The sequence below is a fragment of the Streptomyces tsukubensis genome (assembly GCF_003932715.1).
GTDB classification, from domain to species: domain Bacteria; phylum Actinomycetota; class Actinomycetes; order Streptomycetales; family Streptomycetaceae; genus Streptomyces; species Streptomyces tsukubensis.
Genome location: NZ_CP020700.1, coordinates 3,024,890 through 3,043,083, shown reverse-complemented (window position 1 = coordinate 3,043,083; position 18,194 = coordinate 3,024,890). Strand labels below are relative to the sequence as shown.

The following is an 18,194-nucleotide window of genomic DNA, read 5'->3' as shown; positions in this document are numbered from 1 at the left end:
GCGATGGTGACGTTCGCGCAGGCGCAGGAGCGCGCCGAGGAGTGGATCAACGGCGATGTCCCCGCCTACCAGCACCGCGAGGTGCGGGTACGGGAGTTCGACCTGGGGTTCGTGGTGTGGGCGGAGGACCGCGAGGGCGGTGTCCGTTCGGGCGGCGGCAACCAGCGGATGGTCATCGCCCGGGCCGGCGGGGAGACCACGCTCTGGCCCGGACTGCCGGTCGGTGAGGTCATCCGGCGGTACGAGGAGGAGTACGGCGGCCCTGCCGACGCACCGCCGCCCGCCGCGCCCGAGCGCCCGCGGCGGATCGACCTGAACCAGACGTCGTTCCTGATCACCCCGCCGGAGTGGCTCCAGGAGGCCGCGGACCGCGCGGCTCCCGGGCCGGGTGCTGTGCCGGATGCCGGGGGTGCCGGGGATACGGCCGGTGATGCCCCGTCGCCCGGTCCTGTGCCCGTTGTCGCCGACGCGGTGCCGGGGCCTGCGCCTGCCGATGCCGTGCCGGGCGCCGGTGCCGCGGACACCCGGGGCGCCGTCGAGGACGCCGTACCGGGTGCATCGGGAGCCGTACCCGCCGATGCGGTGCCGGGGTCCGCTCCCCGTCCCGGGGGCGTGGCCGGGGCCGTGCCTGCGCCGGGCGACTCCGCGCCGGGCCGCGTACCGCTCTCCGGAACCGGGAACGCATCGCCGCCGGAGGACACCGTTCCGGGTGCTGTGCCCGCCGGTGCCGGTGCCGGTACGGGGGCCGGGCCTGCGGACGCCGTGCCGGGTGCCGGTGCTCCGGGTGCTGGTGCTCCAGGGGGCGGAAGCACCCCGTCCGCCCGCCCCGGGGACACCCCCGCGGACACCGCCGGGAGTGCCTGGCCCACGCCCAGCCAGGGCAGTCCGGCCGCCGGGGCCGGTGACGGGTCCGTACCGCTGCCCGTGACCGTGCTCGAATCGCCCGCCGATCCCGAAGGGGACGCGGCCGACGCCGAGCTGCCGACCGCGCTGATGGAGGGCGGCAGCCAACTCCCGCCCACAGCCGTCGAGAGCGCGATGAAGCCCGTCGCTGCCACGCCCGCCTCACCCCCCTCCGTAGCGGAAACCCCGGCTTCGGCCACGCCCCCGCCCGTACCTCCGGGACCGCCCGGACCGCCCGGACCGCTGCCGGGAGCCACCCCGACTCCGGCGACTCCCCTGGTACGTCCCGCGGCGGGCGCCGCCGATATCGCCGATGCCGCCACCGCCAAGGCCGCGCCCCCGCGGCGCCCCGGCGGCCCTTCGGCTACCCCGACTACTCCGACGACGCCGCCGCCCCCCGGTCCGCCCGGCCAACCGGGACAGTCCGGGCAGTCGGTGGGGGGATACATCCCCACCCAGCTCGTCTCCCAGGTGACCCCCGACCCGACTCCGCCGCCCGGCCCTCCGCCCGCGCCCCCGGGGCCCGGGGGAGAGGTCCACCACGCGGCGACCATGCTCGCCGGGCCGAACCCGCTCGGCCCCGGCGCGCCCCCACCGCCCCCGGGCGCACCCGGTGTTCCCGGCACCCCTGGTGTCGCCGGAGCTTCCGGTGCCACGCCTCCGCCGCCGGGATCCCCCGGTACGCCCCCGGCGCCCGGACGGCCCCCGATGGCCGGTCCGCCCGCGCCCCCCGGCCCGCCGCCCCCGGCACCGGGCGCGCCCGCACCGGGTGCCTACGGCTACCCCCAGCAGCCGTCCGGCGTGCCGACTGTCGGCCCCGGCTACCAGGCCGTCCTGCGCTACCGCGCCCCCGACGGCTCCGAGGCGCAGATCATCCGCCGCAGCGCCCCCGGCACTCCCCACCCGGAGTGGCAGATCCTCCACGAGCTGCGCGCCATGAACGTCCCGCCCAACCAGGTGCTCGGGCTCCACACCGAGCTGGAGTCCTGCGAGCTGCCCGGCGGCTACTGCGCCCGCATGATCCGGGAGACCTGGCCGCAGGCGCGGATCACCAGCATCGCCCCGTACGGCCGCGACCACGCCGGACGGCAGGACGGCATGCGGCAGTTGATCACCCACCAGGGAGAGCTGCACCACGTCGCCGACGGGCCCGCCAGGCCCGCGCCGGTCCGGGTTCCGCTGCCGCAGGTCCAGGCCGCGCCGCCGGTGCCGCCGCAGGGCGTCGCCCACGAGCTGCTCAACGCCTTCGGACCGCAGGGCATCCTCCGCTTCGACCAGCGGGCGGTCTCCCGCCAGGGCGTACCGGACGTCGTCGCCGCGACCCTCGTGTACGCCGGGCTGCCCGGGGACTTCAACCCCTTCTTCTGGGCCCAGCCCGCCCAGCCGGTCATCCCCACCCTGGCCGAACTCGCCGCCCAGCGGCAGGTGCAGGCCGCGCCGGACGCCAACTCGTACCTGGTCGTCGGCAGCGACTTCGGCCGGGCGATCTGCGTGCAGTACGGCACGGCGAACATCGTGGCCGTCCCGGTCGAAGCCGGTCCGGGCGGAGCGCCGACCGCGCCGCAGTTCGTCAACACCGGACTGCCGGAGTTCGTCCGCTGCATGGCCCTGCTGGGGCAGATGTGGCGGCTGCGGTACGGGCTCAACCCGGAGCAGGCGGGCCGCTGGACCGTCGACTTCCAGGCGTATCTGGCCGCCCTCGACCCGGCGGCCCTGGCCTCGCCGGAGAGCTGGTGGTCGGTCCTGCTGGAACAGATGTGGGACGGCCTGCTGTAGCGGTCGTACGTTTTTCTGCGAGGCGCCTTGAACGGGGCGCCGGTTCTCCGGAACCGGCGCCCCGTTCGTCTTTTCGGTCCCCTTGACGGCCGTTCCGAGTGTCGTCATGTGACCACTTAGTCCGTATCGCGGATGATATGTGAACTGTTCGTGCTGTTCGTCATGTCATCGGTCACGGGAGACGAAGGGGTCGCAGGATGACCATCACAGAAGCCCGCACGCCACACCCTCCCTCGACGCCCGCCCCGCCCTCCGTACCGCCCACGGTCTCCGCCCGCGGTTTCGACGTCGTACGCCGCGGCTACCGCCCCGACCAGGCCGATGAGCACCTCGACACGCTCTCCGGCGAGCGCGACGCCGCCTGGGAGCGGGTGGCCCGGCTGACCGTGCTCGCCCGGCGGATGGACGCGGACCTCACCCGGCTGCGCGAGACCGCGCAGGACGCCCCGCCGCAGACGTACGAAGCCCTCGGCGCCCCCGCCCGCGAACTGCTCGCGGTCACCTGGGAGACCGCCGACCACGTCCGCACCTCGGCCCGCGACGAAGCCGCACGCACCACCGGTGACGCGGAGGAAGCGGCCCGGTGCCTCGCCGAAGAGGCCGGAGCGGAGGCCGGAGCCGTACTGGCCGAGGCCGAGGAACACGCCCGGCGCCTCACCACCGCCGCCAGGACCGCGGGCGGCCGGCTCCTGATGGACGCCCGCCGGGACGCCACCGCGGCGCGCGCCGAGGCGACGGTCGTCTGGGAGTCGATGCGGGAACGCTCCGAGCACATGCTCGCCGCGCTGGAGGCCGAACAGGCCGACCGCTGGGCGGAGGTGGACCGCGACGCCGAACGCCGGGCGGCCGCGGGGGACGAGCGGAGGGCGGGCGCGGAGGAGCGGGCGGAGGCACTGTTGCGGGAGGCGGAGCGGGAGCTGGCGGAGGCGGAGGAGTACGCGCGCCGGACGAACGAGGAGTCGGAGGCGCGGGCGGAGGCGCTGCGGGCGGGGGCGCAGGGGGAGGCGGAGGCGGTGACCCGCGAAACGGAACGCATCCTGTCGGCGCACGCGACGCAGCGCGAGGAGGCGCTGGCCCCGCTGAAGCTCCTCCAGGACACCCTCCCGACGGTGACGCCTCCGGCTGGGGAGTAGCCGGGCCCCTCGGGGGCACCCGGCCCGGGGGGCTTGGGGGCACCCGGCCCGGGGGCTGCGGGTTTCTCCGGCGGTCGAGTCGCGTCACTCCGTGGCGTAGGTCGCCGACCTTGTCGGGTGCGGCTGGGTCGGTGGCCTCCGGGCTCACCTCCTCGCGGCCTGCGATGCACTGCCCCGAAGCGCGTCCGGTCTTGTCGCAGGTCCACTGCGGGGGCGACCCTGCACCCCCCTCCCACGTGATCCCGACATGATCAGGTGCCCAAGGGTCTCTGTTTGCCGCGGGAGCTTTACTCTCCAGGGGCGGCGAGGCAGGTAACCCAGGGGCGCGAGGAACTGCGCGACAAGCCACATCCGGCCCGCAGCCGGAACACAGCCCCGCCGGGCACGGCGCTCCCCGGACAAGACACGGCGCACGCCGCCCGGCACGGCGCCCGGCGCGCCCCACACCCGGCCCCGGGTAACCCCGGCATCCGCGGCCCGTCCTCCTAGGGGGCGCCTCCACCCTTGGGTGGAGAGGCCCTAGGGGTAGCGCCCTAGAGCACGGCCTGCCGCATTCGTTCCGAGGGACGACGAACCCTCCGGCCTCCGGTCTTTAACTTGGTCTTACGGCGCACGGGGGTGGGGTAAACCCCCGCATCAACACGGTGACTCGCACCAGCGCGCCGACGCCGCTCCGCCGACAGACTCATCACGAAGGCAGTTGGCGACAGCAGACCGCTCACCGATCGAGGAGACCGACCGTGACTACGGCCACGACCATTTCGCCCCACGGGGCCACCGGAGAGCGTTCGGCCGTCGCCGCGCGCGGACGGCAGATCGTCAAGGCCTACGGCTCGGGCGAGACCCGTGTCGTCGCCCTCGACCAGGTCGACGTGGACATCGCCCGCGGGCAGTTCACCGCGATCATGGGCCCCTCGGGTTCGGGCAAGTCGACGCTGATGCACTGCCTCGCCGGGCTGGACACCGTCACGTCCGGTCAGATCTACCTGGACGACACGGAGATCACCGGCCTGAAGGACAAGAAGCTGACGCAGCTCCGCCGGGACCGGATCGGTTTTATCTTCCAGGCGTTCAATCTGCTGCCGACGCTCAACGCCCTGGAGAACATCACGCTCCCCATGGACATAGCGGGCCGCAAGCCGGACGGCGCCTGGCTGAACCGGGTGGTGGAGACCGTCGGTCTGGCCGGCCGGCTGAAGCACCGGCCGACGCAGCTCTCCGGTGGACAGCAGCAGCGCGTGGCCGTCGCCCGGGCGCTGGCCGCCAGGCCGGACATCATCTTCGGGGACGAGCCGACGGGAAATCTGGACTCCCGCGCCGGTGCCGAGGTGCTGAGCTTCCTGCGGCGCTCGGTCGACGAGCTGGGTCAGACGATCGTGATCGTCACCCATGACCCGGTGGCCGCCTCGTACTCGGACCGGGTGCTGTATCTCGCGGACGGCCGGATCGTCGACCAGATGTTCCGGCCCACCGCCGAGGCCGTGCTGGACCGTATGAAGGACTTCGACGCCCGGGGGCGTACCTCGTGACCATGTTCAAGACGTCCCTCAGAAACTTCTTCGCCCACAAGGGGCGGATGGCGCTGTCGGCGGTAGCCGTGCTCCTGTCGGTGGCCTTCGTCTGCGGCACCCTCGTGTTCACCGACACCATGAACACGACGTTCGACAAGCTGTTCGCGGTCACCTCGTCCGATGTCACCGTCTCCCCGAAGGAGGCGGAGGAGGACGAAGACGCCCCGGCCACCGGCCGCCCCGAGACCCTGCCCGCGTCGCTGGTGGAGAAGGCCGGCTCGGCCGAGGGCGTCCAGGAAGCCATCGGCATGGTCCACACCACGGCCGTGACCATCGTCGACAAGAAGAACAAGAACATCGGCGCCACCGGCGGCGGCCCCACCATCGCGGGCAACTGGACCAAGGTCGATCTGAAGACCTTCGACATCAGCTCCGGACAGGCCCCGCGCGGCCCCACGCAGGTCATGGTGGACAAGGACACCGCCAAGAAGAAGAAGCTGAAGATCGGTGACCCGATCCGCACCATCACGGTGGACGGCGACTTCACCGCCACCATCAGCGGGATCATGGCCTTCAAGGTGACCAACCCCGGTGCCGCCATGGTGGTCTTCGACACCGCCACCGCGCAGCGCCAACTGCTCGGCAAGGAAGGCCTCTTCACCCAGATCGCGGTGACCGCGAAGGACGGCGTCTCCGATGTCCGGGCCAAGCAGAACCTCATCGCCGCCCTCGGCGCGGGCTACGACCTCAAGACCGCGGACGAGGAGGCCGACGCGGGCCGCAAGGACGTCGGTTCCTTCCTCAACGTCATGAAGTACGCGATGCTCGGCTTCGCCGGGATCGCTCTCCTCGTCGGCATCTTCCTGATCGTCAACACCTTCTCCATGCTGGTCGCCCAGCGCACCCGTGAGATCGGCCTGATGCGGGCCATCGGCTCCAGCCGCAAGCAGGTCAACCGCTCCGTTCTCATCGAGGCCGTGCTGCTCGGCATCGTCGGCTCCGCCCTCGGCGTCGCGGCCGGTGTCGGTATCGCCGTCGGTCTGATGAAGCTGATGGGCAGCATGGGGATGAACCTCTCCACCGACGATCTGACGGTGAAGTGGACGACCCCGGTCGTCGGCGTGGTCCTCGGAGTCGTCGTGACGATCGTCGCCGCGTACGTTCCGGCCCGCCGGGCGAGCAGGATCTCCCCGATGGCCGCGCTCCGCGAGACCGGCGTCCCGGCCGACGGCAAGTCCGGCTGGGTGCGGGCCGCCGTCGGGCTGCTGCTCACCGCGGGCGGTGCCCTGGGTCTGATCGCGGCGACCCAGGCCGACAAGGCGTCCGAGGGCTCCATGATCCTCGCCGGCGGTGTGGTGCTCTCCCTGCTGGGTTTCATCGTGATCGGCCCGCTGCTGGCGGGTGTGGTCGTCCGCGCCCTCAGCGTGGTGGTGCTCCGCGCCTTCGGCCCGGTCGGCCGGATGGCCGAGCGCAACGCCCTGCGCAATCCGCGCCGTACGGGTGCCACCGGCGCCGCGCTGATGATCGGGCTCGCGCTGGTCGCCTGCCTCTCGGTGGTCGGCTCGTCGATGGTGGCCTCCGCGACGGAGGAGCTGGACAAGTCGGTGGGCGCGGACTTCATCATCCAGGCGCAGCCGGGCCAGCCGGTCGTGCCCAAGGCGTTGGAGGCTGTGCGCAAGACGGAAGGCATCGCTTACGTCACCGAGTACCGCGACATCCCCGCCAAGGTCACCGCCCCTGACGGGACCTCCGCGAAGATGACGCTGGTCGCCACCGACCCGACGTACGCCAAGGACCTCCGGAAGAAGATGGTCGCGGGCAAGCAGTCGGACGCCTACCGCAAGGACTCCCTGTCGGTCGGCGAGGAGTACGCCGAGAAGCACGGACTGAAGCTGGGTTCCGAGCTGACCGTCGCCTTCAGCGGCGCGCAGCCCGCAAAGCTGACCGTACGGGCGATCACCTCCGACGACAGTGCCATGGAGCAGGGCGCGATCATCCTGAGCACGGAGACCGCCCGCAGCCACATACCCGCGGAGAAGCTGCCGCAGAACTTCATGCTCTTCGCCTCCGCGAAGGACGGCCGGGCCAAGGCGGCGTACGAGGCGCTGAAGACCTCCCTGGAGCCGTATCCGCAGTACAAGGCCTCCAACCAGGCCGACTTCAAGGAGGACCTGAAGGACCAGGTCGGCCAGATGCTGAACCTCGTCTACGGTCTGCTGGCCCTGGCGATCGTCGTCGCCGTCCTCGGTGTGGTGAACACCCTGGCGCTGTCGGTGGTGGAGCGGACCCGTGAGATCGGTCTGATGCGGGCCATCGGACTCTCCCGCCGCCAGCTCCGCCGGATGATCCGCCTGGAGTCCGTGGTCATCGCCCTCTTCGGCGCACTGCTCGGCCTCGGTCTCGGCATGGGCTGGGGCACCGCGGCGCAGAAGCTGCTGGCGCTCGAAGGACTGGGGGTCCTGGAGATCCCCTGGCCCACGATCGTCACGGTCTTCGTCGGATCCGCGTTCGTCGGCCTCTTCGCGGCGCTGGTCCCGGCGTTCCGCGCGGGCCGGATGAACGTCCTGAACGCGATCGCCAGCGAGTAGCCCCCGGCGGTGTCGGCAGTGACCGGGCCCGGTGACCGAGCATTCCGCTCGGCCACCGGGCCCGTTGCCGCGCTGCCTCCGGGCCGTGGGACGCCCTGGGCTGCCGGGGCCTGCGGGACGTCGTCAGCAACCCGTCACGGACCGTGGCCGGTCCCCGTCGCCGGGCGCGCGGGGCCCGGAGCGCGGGCGTAGGCTGGGGAGACCCCGGCCCGTCGCACGTGCCGGGTCGTTCGCGTTGCCCGTTAGCCGCAGCGCTGCCCGTACCCGTCGGATCGCATCACCGGGATGGAACGTCTTTCATGAGCCTGCACGGTCTGCTGGACGCAGTCGTACGTGACCCCGCGCTCGCCGAGGCCGTCGAGGCCGCCCGTGGCGCGGGACGGATGCACGTGGATCTGGTGGGGCCGCCCGCCGCCCGGCCCTTCGCCGTCGCCGCGCTGGCCAGGGACGCCGGGCGGACCGTCCTCGCGGTCACCGCGACCGGCCGCGAGGCCGAGGACCTGGCCGCGGCCCTGCGCTCCCTGCTGCCCGAGGACTCCGTGGCCGAGTACCCCGCCTGGGAGACCCTGCCCCACGAGCGCCTCTCGCCCCGCTCCGACACGGTGGGCCGTCGGCTCGCCGTGCTCCGCCGGCTGGTCCACCCCTCCGCCGACGACCCGGCCACAGGGCCCGTCTCCGTTGTGGTCGCCCCGATCCGCTCCGTACTCCAGCCGCAGGTCAAGGGCTTGGGCGAGCTGGTTCCCGTGGCCCTGCGCACCGGCGAGCAGGCCGATCTGAACGAGGTCGTCGACGCGCTCGCCGCCGCCGCGTACTCCCGGGTGGAGCTGGTCGAGAAGCGCGGCGAGTTCGCCGTCCGCGGCGGCATCCTGGACGTCTTCCCGCCCACCGAGGAGCACCCCCTCCGGGTGGAGTTCTGGGGCGACGACATCGAGGAGATCCGCTACTTCAAGATCGCTGACCAGCGGTCGCTGGAGGTTGCCGAGCACGGTCTGTGGGCGCCGCCCTGCCGTGAGCTGCTGCTCACCCCCCAGGTCCGGGAGCGGGCCGCCGCGCTTGCCGAGGCCCACCCCGAGCTGGGCGAACTCCTCGGCAAGATCGCGGAGGGGATTGCGGTCGAGGGCATGGAGTCCCTTGCGCCGGTCCTCGTCGACGATATGGAGCTGCTGCTCGACGTCCTCCCGGACGGTGCGATGACCCTGGTCTGCGACCCCGAGCGGGTCCGGACCCGGGCGGCCGACCTGGTCGCCACCTCGCGGGAGTTCCTCCACGCCTCCTGGGCCGCGACCGCGGGCGGCGGCGAGGCGCCCATCGACGTCGGCGCCGCGTCGCTGTGGAGCATCGCGGACGTCCGCGACCGGGCCCGTGAACTGGACATGATGTGGTGGACGGTGGCGCCCTTCGCCGCCGACGAGGAGCTGTCCGAGGACACCGTCAAACTCGGGATGCACGCCCCGGACTCGTACCGCGGCGACACCGCCCGCGCCCTTGCCGACACCAAGGGCTGGCTGGCGGACAACTGGCGTACGGTCTTCGTCACCGAGGCCCACGGCCCGGCCGCGCGCACCGTCGAGGTCCTCGGCGGCGAGGGCGTCCCGGCCCGGCTCGACACCGACCTCACCGAGATCGCCCCCGGAGTCGTCCAGGTGGCGACCGGCTCCATCGACTACGGCTTCATCGACCCCGGGCTCCGCCTCGCCGTCCTCACCGAGACCGATCTCACCGGCCAGAAGGCCGCGGGCAAGGACGGCCGGCGGATGCCGACCCGCCGCCGCAAGACGATCGACCCGCTGACCCTGGAGACCGGCGACTACATCGTCCACGAGCAGCACGGCGTGGGCCGCTACATCGAGATGGTGCAGCGGACCGTCCAGGGCGCGACCCGCGAGTACCTCGTCGTCGAGTACGCCCCCGCCAAGCGCGGCCAGCCCGGCGACCGGCTCTACATCCCCACCGACCAGCTGGAGCAGATCACCAAGTACGTCGGCGGCGAGGCCCCCACCCTGCACCGGCTCGGCGGCGCGGACTGGACCAAGACCAAGGCGCGGGCGAAGAAGGCCGTCAAGGAGATCGCCGCCGATCTGATCCGCCTCTACTCGGCCCGGATGGCGGCCCCCGGCCACACCTTCGGCCCCGACACCCCCTGGCAGCGGGAGCTGGAGGACGCCTTCCCGTACGCGGAGACCCCCGACCAGCTGTCCACCATCGCCGAGGTGAAGGAGGACATGGAGAAGTCGGTCCCCATGGACCGGCTGATCTGCGGCGACGTCGGCTACGGCAAGACGGAGATCGCGGTACGGGCCGCGTTCAAGGCCGTCCAGGACGGCAAGCAGGTCGCCGTCCTCGTCCCGACGACCCTGCTGGTGCAGCAGCATTTCGGCACCTTCTCCGAGCGGTACTCGCAGTTCCCGGTGAACGTCCGCGCCCTGTCCCGCTTCCAGTCCGACACCGAGGCCAAGGCCACCCTGGAGGGACTGCGGGACGGCATGGTCGACGTCGTCATCGGCACCCACCGGCTGTTCTCGTCCGAGACCAAGTTCAAGGACCTCGGGCTGGTCATCGTCGACGAGGAGCAGCGGTTCGGCGTCGAGCACAAGGAGCAGCTGAAGAAGCTCCGCGCCAACGTCGACGTACTGACGATGTCCGCGACCCCGATCCCGCGGACCCTGGAGATGGCCGTCACCGGCATCCGCGAGATGTCGACGATCACCACCCCGCCGGAGGAGCGGCACCCCGTCCTCACCTTCGTCGGCCCGTACGAGGAGAAGCAGATCGGCGCCGCGATCCGCCGCGAACTCCTCCGCGAGGGCCAGGTCTTCTACATCCACAACCGGGTCGAGTCCATCGACCGGGCGGCGGCCCGGCTGCGGGAGATCGTGCCGGAGGCGCGGATCGCCACCGCCCACGGCCAGATGTCGGAGAACGTACTCGAACAGGTCGTCGTCGACTTCTGGGAGAAGAAGTTCGACGTCCTGGTGTCGACGACGATCGTCGAGTCCGGTATCGACATCTCCAACGCCAACACCCTGATCGTGGAGCGCGGCGACAACTTCGGACTGTCGCAGCTGCACCAGTTGCGCGGCCGGGTGGGCCGGGGCCGGGAGCGGGGGTACGCGTACTTCCTCTACCCGCCGGAGAAGCCGCTCACCGAGACCGCCCACGAACGCCTCGCCACCATCGCCCAGCACACCGAGATGGGCGCGGGCATGTACGTGGCGATGAAGGACCTGGAGATCCGCGGCGCGGGCAATCTCCTCGGCGGCGAGCAGTCCGGCCATATCGCGGGCGTCGGTTTCGATCTGTACGTACGGATGGTGGGCGAGGCGGTCGCCGACTACCGGGCGTCCCTGGAGGGCGGCGCGGAGGAGGAGCCCCCGCTGGAGGTCAAGATCGAACTCCCGGTCGACGCGCATGTTCCGCATGACTATGCCCCTGGCGAGCGCCTCCGTCTCCAGGCCTACCGGTCGATCGCCGCGGCCAATTCGGAGGAGGACGTCAAGGCGGTACGGGAGGAGCTGACCGACCGCTACGGCAAGCTGCCCGAGCCGGTGGAGAACCTCCTCCTCGTCGCCGGTCTGCGGATGCTGGCCCGCGCCTGCGGCGTGGGCGAGATCGTCCTCCAGGGCAACAACATCCGCTTCGCCCCGGTGGAACTGCGGGAATCGCAGGAGCTGCGCCTGATGCGGCTCTATCCGCGGACGGTGGTGAAGCCGGCCATGAACCAGATCCTGGTCCCGCGCCCGACGACCGGCAAGATCGGCGGAAAGCCGGTGGTGGGAAGGGAGCTGCTGGCGTGGACGGGTGAATTCCTGACCACGATTCTGGGCAGCTAGAAGGGTTTTTCCGGGGCCCGTACGACCGCTTCCGGGCGGCCGTACGGGCCCCTTCGTATGGAGCCGCCCGGGGAACAGGTGCGGGCCATCCGGGTGTTCGCACGGCCGCGTCATGATCATTTGTGATCGGTGGTGAGTTCTTCTGATCGGCGTCCGCGACGACCGGACGGCCGGGATGCCTTTTGCACCGGCCGTTGTCGCGCGGAGCCCATCGCCCACCCCGCTTCCCCTTGGGAGGATCATGTCCAGATTGCTGTCCGCTGCGCGGACAAAACGTGGCGGCCGTACGGCCGCGCTCCTGGCCGTACCGCTGTGCGTCACCACTCTGATCAGTGCCGCGCCCGCCTCCGCCTCGGGGTCTCCGGGCGGGGGCCGGGCAGCGGTGGTCGCGGAGCCGACGTGCACCACCCCCACGACCTTCGCCGTGACCGGCGGCACCATCGGCACCTGCCGAGTGACGCGGGACGGCGAGGAGTTCCAGCGCCTGACCTTCACCAACACGAATCGCGCGCAGCGGGACATCTCCGTGGTGATCTACGACTGCGACAGCGGAACCGCGGACGACTGGAACGCCTGTGTCGCAGGCATGAAGGCCACGTACAACCTGGTCTGGCGGCAGATCAAATCCAAGCAGACCGTTTCCGCCGACCTCCAGCTCGCCAACGCCAACTCCCTGGTCTTCTGGACCACCGATCCGGCCGACAAGGCCGCCTCGATGTCACTGCTGGGGTCGCCGTGGAACTCGTGAACCGTCCCCGCGCGGGCTTCCGCCGCTCCCGTACCGCGCTGGGCATCTGCGCCCTGGCGGCAGCCCTGCTGACGCCCGCCGCGCCTGCCGCCGCCGAGCCGTGGGACGTGGAGTGCGACGACCAGTGGCACTTCGACCAGGTGGGTGAGCCCATCCACGAGCGGGTAGTCGCGGACAAGTTCGTCTACGACAACCGTGCGGGCAACGTCGACCTCGAACGGACCGAGACGGTGAAGGAGTCCCTCACCCGGACCTTCAGCCACTCGATGGAGATCGGCCTGGAGGTGACCGCCGGCTTCAAGGCGTTCTTCGCCGAGATGAACACCACGCTGACCACCCGGTACAGCTTCAACATGACCCAGACGAACTCCATCGAAAAGGAGACGCAGGTCCACTACAAGGTCGATCCCGGCAAGGGCTTCACCTATTACGTGGGCCTGGACATCGTCAAGGTCACCGGCTACTACGAGCGCATCCTCGGCTGCGACACCCCCGCCCAGCGGTACCAGCGCGTGGGCCCGGTAACCGTCGAGGTGCCCGGTGTCGGCAAGGCCGACTGGGCCGTAGCGCTCCCGCCCCTGGAGGCCAAGAAGTGACCCCTGTCGCCACTCTCGTCCGGCGCGCCGGGGTCACCCTCGGGACCCTCGCGCTCATCGCCCTGCCGACCGCCGACGCGGCGGCCGCGGCCACCAACCCGCCGGGTGTCTACATCCTCAACGAGCAGGGTGAGAACGGCCCGTCCTGCCCGGTCGGCTGGTTCTGCTTCTACCACGCCGCACAGCACAAGTGGTTCTCCTTCGCCGTGCTGCCCGGTACCGACGTCCCCGACGTCGGCGCGCTGAAGTTCAGCGGCGGAGGAAGCATCGCCAGCGCGGACTCGAACACCAACAACACGCTGCTGCGCTACTGCGGATACCCCCAGCCCAACTACGGCGGAGCCGAGGTTCCGATCGCCCCCTTCGGCGGTGGGACCTGGCACGGGCTCAAGTCGTTCCGGGTCTGCTGACCCCCACTCCACCGAAAGGCCCACCCAGATGTACAGACCACCGGCCCGCCTCACGGCCGTTGTGGCAGCCACCGCGTGCGCCCTGCTCCTCGGCGCGGCGGCCGCTCCGTCGACGGCCACCCCGGCCGCAGCCTCCATGGCGGCCCCGGCCGCCGTACCCGTCAACTACCTCCGGGCCGTCGCGGGCGACAGCCAGCACGTCGCCCCCGGCCAGCCGGTTGCCCAGGCCCTGACGGCCCGGGCGCTCGACTCGGACTTCCGTCCGGTGGAGGGGGCGACGATCACCTTCACCACCCCCGGTGACAAGCTCACCTTCCCCGGCGGCGCGACCACGGCCACCGTGGTCACCGACGCCGACGGCCGGGCCACCGCCCCCGCCCTCACGGCGGGCAGCGTCCAGGGCGCGTTCCTGGTGACTGCCGCCACCGAGGACCAGGAGGCCCGGGTGTCCTTCGAGATCATCGTGGACTGACACGGTGAAGCCCCGCCGCCCCGGGATCCGGGGCGGCGGGGCCGTGTCACTGCGGTACGCGTACGGGGTCAGCCGACCCGGAACTCCCCGCGCTTGACACCCGCGACGAAGGCGGCGAAGGCGCTCGCGGGGAGGGCGAGGGCGGGGCCGGTGGGGTTTTTGGAGTCGCGGACGGGGATGATGCCGTCGGTTATGGCGAGGTTGGCGGCGACCTCGACGCAGTTGCCGCCGTTGTCGCTGTACGAGGACGTGAAGAACTGCGGTTCGGTCATGGCGAGCCCCTTCCTCAGACGGTGTCCAGGTCCCCGCTCTTGATGCCCTCCACGAAGGTGGCGAAGGCACTTGTCGGGAGCGCGAGCGCGGGGCCGGTGGGGTTTTTGGAGTCGCGGACGGGGACGATGCCGTCGGTTATGGCGAGGTTGGCGGCCACCTCGACGCACTGGCCTCCGTTGTCGCTGTAGGAGGACGTGAACCAGCGGGGGGATTCGGTCGTGGACGTCACGGGATGCCCTTTCGTACCTCGTTGATCATGGCCACGGATTCCGCCTGTGAGGCTGAGACGGCCTGTAGTTGATGGTAGGCCGTCAACTGCGGCAGTACGGAAGGCGCATGGCGGTCGAAGTGGCCCTGAGTCTGGGACTCCGCATAGGCGACCACGGACCGGTCCTGCAGCGTGAGCACGGTCAGCGGATAGTTGAACGGGCGGCGCTCCCCGATGGCGTAGGGCGCGATCTGGACCATGCTGTTCGGGGCCTCGGCGAACTGGACCAGCCGGTCCAGCTGTGCGCCCATGATCGCAGGGCCGCCCACTTGCCGATGGATGCAGCTCTCGTCCATCACCACGATCACCATCGGTGGCCGGGGGCGGATCAGTGCCGTCTGCCGTTCCGTGAGGAACGAGATCCGTTCCTCGGCCAACTCCGGCGTGATGCTGCCCCGCTGCACAGCGGCGTCGACCAGTACGCGGGCGTACTCCGGCGTCTGCAGCAGACCCGGGACGATCCCGATCTCGTAGAGCCGGATTTCCACGGCACGCGACTCGTAGCCGACGAACTCCGGAAACCCCTCCAGAAGCACACCGTTCCGGAGTTCGCCCCAAGCGCGTTCGAATGATTCGGTTGTCCCTTCGAATCCGAAGGCGACATCAAGACCTCTCGAAAACCGCAGAGTCGGCGGTTTGCGGCCGGTTTCGGCCGCGGAGACATGCTGACTGGAGTAGTCGGTCCGCTCGGCAAGCTCCTCCTGCGTCCAGCCGCGTGCTTCTCGCGCGCTGCGCAATCGGGCGCCGAATGCCGCTTGCGGGCTGCTCTCGGGGTTCAGTTCCTTGAGATTCATGGCGCAACAAACCGTCCCTTCCTTCGCTTGGCGCAAGTTGAAGGAGTTTTCACTCTAGGCAACTCTGAAGCTCCGTGTAGTGGAAACGCTACGGAAAGGAGCGGTCATGCCCGCTGCCCATGACCTTGCGCGCACCGAAGAATCCACCGCCCCCTGGAAGCCGCGGATCGGAGACACCGTGAGGGATACGGCCCTGAAGCGGATCGGCCGGGTGATGGACCGGTTCGGGTCCCGCTACTACTTGCGCCCGCTGAACGGTGGATGCGAATGGGACGCGCACCCCGACGACCTGCGGCCGGCGACCGCCTCCGATGTCCTCGCCCCGGCCGTGGCCGAGGCCAACCAGCGCAGCAGCAAAGGAGAGCCCGCATGACGGACTCCGAAACCACAGCGTGCGAGACCTGCCGCGAGCTGGCGGACGAGGAGGAGCGGGCGGAACGCGCGGGTGACCACTCCCGTGCCGCCGACTGCCGTGTTCTCCGCCGCCGACATGAGGAGTTCGGCCACCGGCCCGAATCGCAGCCCTCGCTGTGACGGCGGCAGGGACGGAGAGAGGTGTACGGATGACACGTGACGCGCTCCTGTCTCAGGCGCCGGAGCCCTTCGGTGCCCGGTGCGTCCACTGCGGGAACGAGACGTGCATACCCGTCGCCGTCGGCTCAGTCGAGCGGGCCAGTGGGCCCCCGGTCGTGTACTACGCCTGCCCGCCGTGCGCGCTGAAGCACGGAGCCGGGCCCACTCCGGACGAGGAGCTCGACCCGTAATCGGTCACCTGTCGTACCTCTGTTGTGTGGTTTCGCCGCTGGAACGGTCTGTTCGTGTGCTGGTGGGGGTACGGCCCGGGCTGAGACGCGGCGGGAAGGGGAGTGCGCATGGCACGAACGGGCGGCTGGTTCGGACGGATAGCTTCGGCTCTGGTGGGCGTTTTGCTGGCCTCCGGTCTGCTGGGAGGAGCGGGTACGGCGTCGGCGGAACCGGAGCCGCCGGTTGTCCAGGTGGTCGGCGGGACGGATGCCCCGGCGGGGGCGTACCCGTACCAGGTCTCCTTGCAGCGCCTCAGCGGCGGCCAGTGGTACCACAGCTGCGGCGGGTCGATCATCGGACCCCAGTGGGTGCTGACCGCGGCCCACTGTCTGGATTCACCCGCCAGCAGAATGCGCATCGTGGTGGGGTCGAACACCCTGGCCCCGTTGGGCACCGCATATCCCGTGCAGGAAACCATCCGCCACGAGGATTACAACGGCAATGCCGCAGGCACGCCGAACGACATCGGGCTCCTGAAGGTGAGCACGCCGATTGCCTTCACCTCGCTGGTCCAGCCGATCGCGCTCCCGGACTCGCCGGAGGTTCCCGCCGGGAGCAGTGCCACGCTGACCGGCTGGGGACGCAATGGCAGTGGTGAATCACCGAACATGCTCCAGCAGGCCACGGTGACCGTCCTGGCCATGAGCGAATGCCGGCTGCGCTGGTACGGCCAGAACCTGAGCCTGGTGAACCACCTCTGCACCTTCGACAGGGAGGCCGGCCTGTCGGCGTGCTCGGGCGACAGCGGCGGCCCGCTGGCCCGGAACGGCCGGGTGATCGGCGTGGTGAGCTGGGGTGTGAGCAGCTGCAACGGAAGGTACCCGTCCGTCTACACCAACACCGGTGCCTACCGATCCTGGATCACCACCAAGACCGGCATCTGACGTTTCGCCCAGGGCTCACGGGATACGTTCCGCAGAGCCCTGCGCGACTGCTCCCCGGGAACTCCGTCAGCGGTGGCGCTCCCAGTAGGTGGCGAACGGCACGGCAGCGGCCAGAGCCCGGTCGCGATATCCCCGGTATTCCGGGAGTACCTCCACCGGCAGCAGCTCACCGCCGATGAACGCTCCGGCTTCGGTGTAGTGCATCCGGTAGACATGCCGGTCGTCGAAAAGCCAGAAATCGTGCCCGGGCAGTCCTGAGACCGTCTGTTCCGACTGGTCGATGATGCCGATGGTCTCCCCGGCGGTGATGTTCCCGGGGTAGGCGGACAGCTCGTACCGGAGGTAGTCGGTGAGCGGAGACTTCAGCACATGAACGCGGGAGACTTGTTTGCCCTTGTCGGTCATCGACCGTACCCAAGGGTTGTCTGCCCACTCCGGGCCCATGTCTTCCCCGGCCATGAACCGGGCGATCTCTTCGCGTTCCTCTTCGACGTCGTACTCGTCCAGGGTCTCCAGACGGAACGCCGTCTGCTCGAAGGTATCGAAAAGGCGTCCGAAATCCTCGCCTGTGAGCAGAGAATTCTCTCCGGAACTCTGCTGTAACGGCCCGCCCATGGCTTCCTCTCCTGTTGCCGGTCACTCCGCGGCCATGCTTCCGGCGTCGCGCAGCCCGGTCAATATGCAAAGGTGGGGTCGAGGAGTTGCGCACGGGCGCGCGACGGAGCCCGGCGGAGAAACCGCGCCGGGCCCTTCCCCGTCCCTACTGCGCGGGCTCCGCCACCAGGATCGCCCGCATCCCGGCCACCTGCTTGCGCCACTCCACCGCGTCCTCGCCCTCCCACAGGTCCGCGGACTCCGAATCCGGGGCCGTGATCCGGTCCAGAGCCGCGACCGCCAAGGGGCGCAGGTCGGGGGAGAGGACCGGGACGGGCTTCTTCGGGCCGTAGCTCGGGTCGACCGTCTCGCCCTCCGGGCACTGCGCCGCGACCAGCGCCGCCGCGGCGACCGCGCGGTTGCCCTCGTAGCTGTCGAGGTAGTCCGATACGGACGTGTTCGCGGCCTCCGTGAGGGTGCGGCGGATCAGCTCCTCCCGCTGCTCCGGCTCCGCGTCGTCGAGGTGGCCCGAGAAGTCGGCCGCCGTGTCGTTGTCGAAGGGTCCGATGTCCCAGGCGCCCATGGTGCTGTCCCTCCCCTGGGGGCCGGC

17 protein-coding genes are annotated in these 18,194 nt (G+C 70.8%); 12 read left to right on the top strand and 5 right to left on the bottom strand.

The features are described 5' to 3' along the window. The first annotated feature begins 3 nt into the window (after positions 1-3). The 9 genes from B7R87_RS11735 to B7R87_RS11695 all read left to right on the top strand — a co-directional run bounded on the left by B7R87_RS11735 (position 4) and on the right by B7R87_RS11695 (position 13,967). A complete protein-coding gene (locus tag B7R87_RS11735) occupies positions 4-2,679 on the top strand; it encodes an SUKH-4 family immunity protein (RefSeq protein ID WP_130585109.1) in 2,676 nt (891 codons plus the stop codon). 197 nt (positions 2,680-2,876) lie between these two features. After that, positions 2,877-3,812 carry a cellulose-binding protein gene (locus B7R87_RS34085; RefSeq protein ID WP_006348812.1) on the top strand — a complete coding sequence of 312 codons (936 nt, stop codon included), beginning with the start codon at positions 2,877-2,879 and terminating at the stop codon, positions 3,810-3,812. A gap of 740 nt (positions 3,813-4,552) precedes the next feature. Then, positions 4,553-5,341: an ABC transporter ATP-binding protein gene (locus tag B7R87_RS11725; protein ID WP_006348813.1), complete on the top strand. Its 789-nt coding sequence runs from the start codon at positions 4,553-4,555 to the stop codon at positions 5,339-5,341. After that, positions 5,338-7,911: an ABC transporter permease gene (locus tag B7R87_RS11720; RefSeq protein ID WP_006348814.1), complete on the top strand. Its 2,574-nt coding sequence runs from the start codon at positions 5,338-5,340 to the stop codon at positions 7,909-7,911. The genes B7R87_RS11725 and B7R87_RS11720 overlap by 4 nt, the downstream gene beginning before the upstream one ends. 299 nt (positions 7,912-8,210) lie before the next feature. Then, positions 8,211-11,741: a transcription-repair coupling factor gene (gene mfd, locus B7R87_RS11715; RefSeq protein ID WP_006348815.1), complete on the top strand. Its 3,531-nt coding sequence runs from the start codon at positions 8,211-8,213 to the stop codon at positions 11,739-11,741. 241 nt (positions 11,742-11,982) lie between these two features. Further along, entirely contained in the window at positions 11,983-12,489 is a 507-nt protein-coding gene (locus B7R87_RS11710; protein WP_040916034.1) for a hypothetical protein, read from the top strand. Further along, on the top strand, positions 12,486-13,085 hold the full coding sequence (locus tag B7R87_RS11705; protein WP_164516016.1) for a hypothetical protein: 600 nt from the start codon (positions 12,486-12,488) through the stop codon (positions 13,083-13,085). Before B7R87_RS11710 ends, B7R87_RS11705 begins: the two co-directional genes overlap by 4 nt. Beyond that, on the top strand, positions 13,082-13,495 hold the full coding sequence (locus B7R87_RS11700) for a hypothetical protein (RefSeq protein ID WP_006348818.1): 414 nt from the start codon (positions 13,082-13,084) through the stop codon (positions 13,493-13,495). The genes B7R87_RS11705 and B7R87_RS11700 overlap by 4 nt, the downstream gene beginning before the upstream one ends. 61 nt (positions 13,496-13,556) lie before the next feature. Next, a complete protein-coding gene (locus B7R87_RS11695) occupies positions 13,557-13,967 on the top strand; it encodes an Ig-like domain-containing protein (protein WP_006348819.1) in 411 nt (136 codons plus the stop codon). A gap of 68 nt (positions 13,968-14,035) precedes the next feature. On the opposite strand, the gene B7R87_RS11690 is transcribed toward B7R87_RS11695, so the two are convergent. Genes B7R87_RS11690 through B7R87_RS11680 form a run of 3 tightly spaced genes read right to left on the bottom strand, consistent with a single transcriptional unit; the run spans position 14,036 to position 15,302 of the window. Next, positions 14,036-14,239 carry a DUF397 domain-containing protein gene (locus tag B7R87_RS11690; RefSeq protein WP_006348820.1) on the bottom strand — a complete coding sequence of 68 codons (204 nt, stop codon included), beginning with the start codon at positions 14,237-14,239 and terminating at the stop codon, positions 14,036-14,038. Between the two features lie 14 nt (positions 14,240-14,253). After that, positions 14,254-14,469 (bottom strand): DUF397 domain-containing protein, encoded by a 216-nt coding sequence (locus B7R87_RS11685; protein ID WP_006348821.1) that lies wholly within the window; start codon positions 14,467-14,469, stop codon positions 14,254-14,256. Then, complete coding sequence (locus tag B7R87_RS11680) at positions 14,466-15,302, bottom strand: helix-turn-helix domain-containing protein (protein ID WP_040916036.1); 837 nt, start codon at positions 15,300-15,302, stop codon at positions 14,466-14,468. The genes B7R87_RS11685 and B7R87_RS11680 overlap by 4 nt, the downstream gene beginning before the upstream one ends. A 106-nt stretch (positions 15,303-15,408) precedes the next feature. Here B7R87_RS11680 and B7R87_RS11675 point away from each other — a divergent pair, with 106 nt between their 5' ends. The 3 genes from B7R87_RS11675 to B7R87_RS11670 all read left to right on the top strand — a co-directional run bounded on the left by B7R87_RS11675 (position 15,409) and on the right by B7R87_RS11670 (position 16,990). Further along, positions 15,409-15,675, top strand: coding sequence for an H/ACA ribonucleoprotein complex subunit GAR1/NAF1 (locus B7R87_RS11675; protein WP_006348823.1), 267 nt, complete (start codon positions 15,409-15,411; stop codon positions 15,673-15,675). Further along, entirely contained in the window at positions 15,672-15,836 is a 165-nt protein-coding gene (locus B7R87_RS33100) for a hypothetical protein (protein ID WP_164516015.1), read from the top strand. Before B7R87_RS11675 ends, B7R87_RS33100 begins: the two co-directional genes overlap by 4 nt. 338 nt (positions 15,837-16,174) lie before the next feature. After that, on the top strand, positions 16,175-16,990 hold the full coding sequence (locus B7R87_RS11670; protein WP_045853049.1) for a S1 family serine peptidase: 816 nt from the start codon (positions 16,175-16,177) through the stop codon (positions 16,988-16,990). 66 nt (positions 16,991-17,056) lie between these two features. Here the strand turns inward: B7R87_RS11670 and B7R87_RS11665 are convergent, their stop codons facing one another. Further along, entirely contained in the window at positions 17,057-17,605 is a 549-nt protein-coding gene (locus tag B7R87_RS11665) for a DUF6879 family protein (RefSeq protein WP_006348826.1), read from the bottom strand. Positions 17,606-17,750: 145 nt separating this feature from the next. Next, on the bottom strand, positions 17,751-18,167 hold the full coding sequence (locus B7R87_RS11660) for a DUF4259 domain-containing protein (RefSeq protein ID WP_006348827.1): 417 nt from the start codon (positions 18,165-18,167) through the stop codon (positions 17,751-17,753). Positions 18,168-18,194: the final 27 nt, after the last annotated feature.

Bases quoted from the DNA above. Each gene is read 5' to 3' on its own strand.
- B7R87_RS11735 (WP_130585109.1), top strand. From the start codon at position 4: ATGGTGACGTTCGCGCAGGCGCAGGAGCGCGCCGAGGAGTGGATCAAC.
- B7R87_RS34085 (WP_006348812.1), top strand. From the start codon at position 2,877: ATGACCATCACAGAAGCCCGCACGCCACACCCTCCCTCGACGCCCGCC.
- mfd (WP_006348815.1), top strand. From the start codon at position 8,211: ATGAGCCTGCACGGTCTGCTGGACGCAGTCGTACGTGACCCCGCGCTC.
- B7R87_RS11710 (WP_040916034.1), top strand. From the start codon at position 11,983: ATGTCCAGATTGCTGTCCGCTGCGCGGACAAAACGTGGCGGCCGTACG.
- B7R87_RS11690 (WP_006348820.1), bottom strand. From the start codon at position 14,239: ATGACCGAACCGCAGTTCTTCACGTCCTCGTACAGCGACAACGGCGGC.
- B7R87_RS11680 (WP_040916036.1), bottom strand. From the start codon at position 15,302: ATGAATCTCAAGGAACTGAACCCCGAGAGCAGCCCGCAAGCGGCATTC.
- B7R87_RS11675 (WP_006348823.1), top strand. From the start codon at position 15,409: ATGCCCGCTGCCCATGACCTTGCGCGCACCGAAGAATCCACCGCCCCC.
- B7R87_RS33100 (WP_164516015.1), top strand. From the start codon at position 15,672: ATGACGGACTCCGAAACCACAGCGTGCGAGACCTGCCGCGAGCTGGCG.
- B7R87_RS11670 (WP_045853049.1), top strand. From the start codon at position 16,175: ATGGCACGAACGGGCGGCTGGTTCGGACGGATAGCTTCGGCTCTGGTG.
- B7R87_RS11665 (WP_006348826.1), bottom strand. From the start codon at position 17,605: ATGGGCGGGCCGTTACAGCAGAGTTCCGGAGAGAATTCTCTGCTCACA.
- B7R87_RS11660 (WP_006348827.1), bottom strand. From the start codon at position 18,167: ATGGGCGCCTGGGACATCGGACCCTTCGACAACGACACGGCGGCCGAC.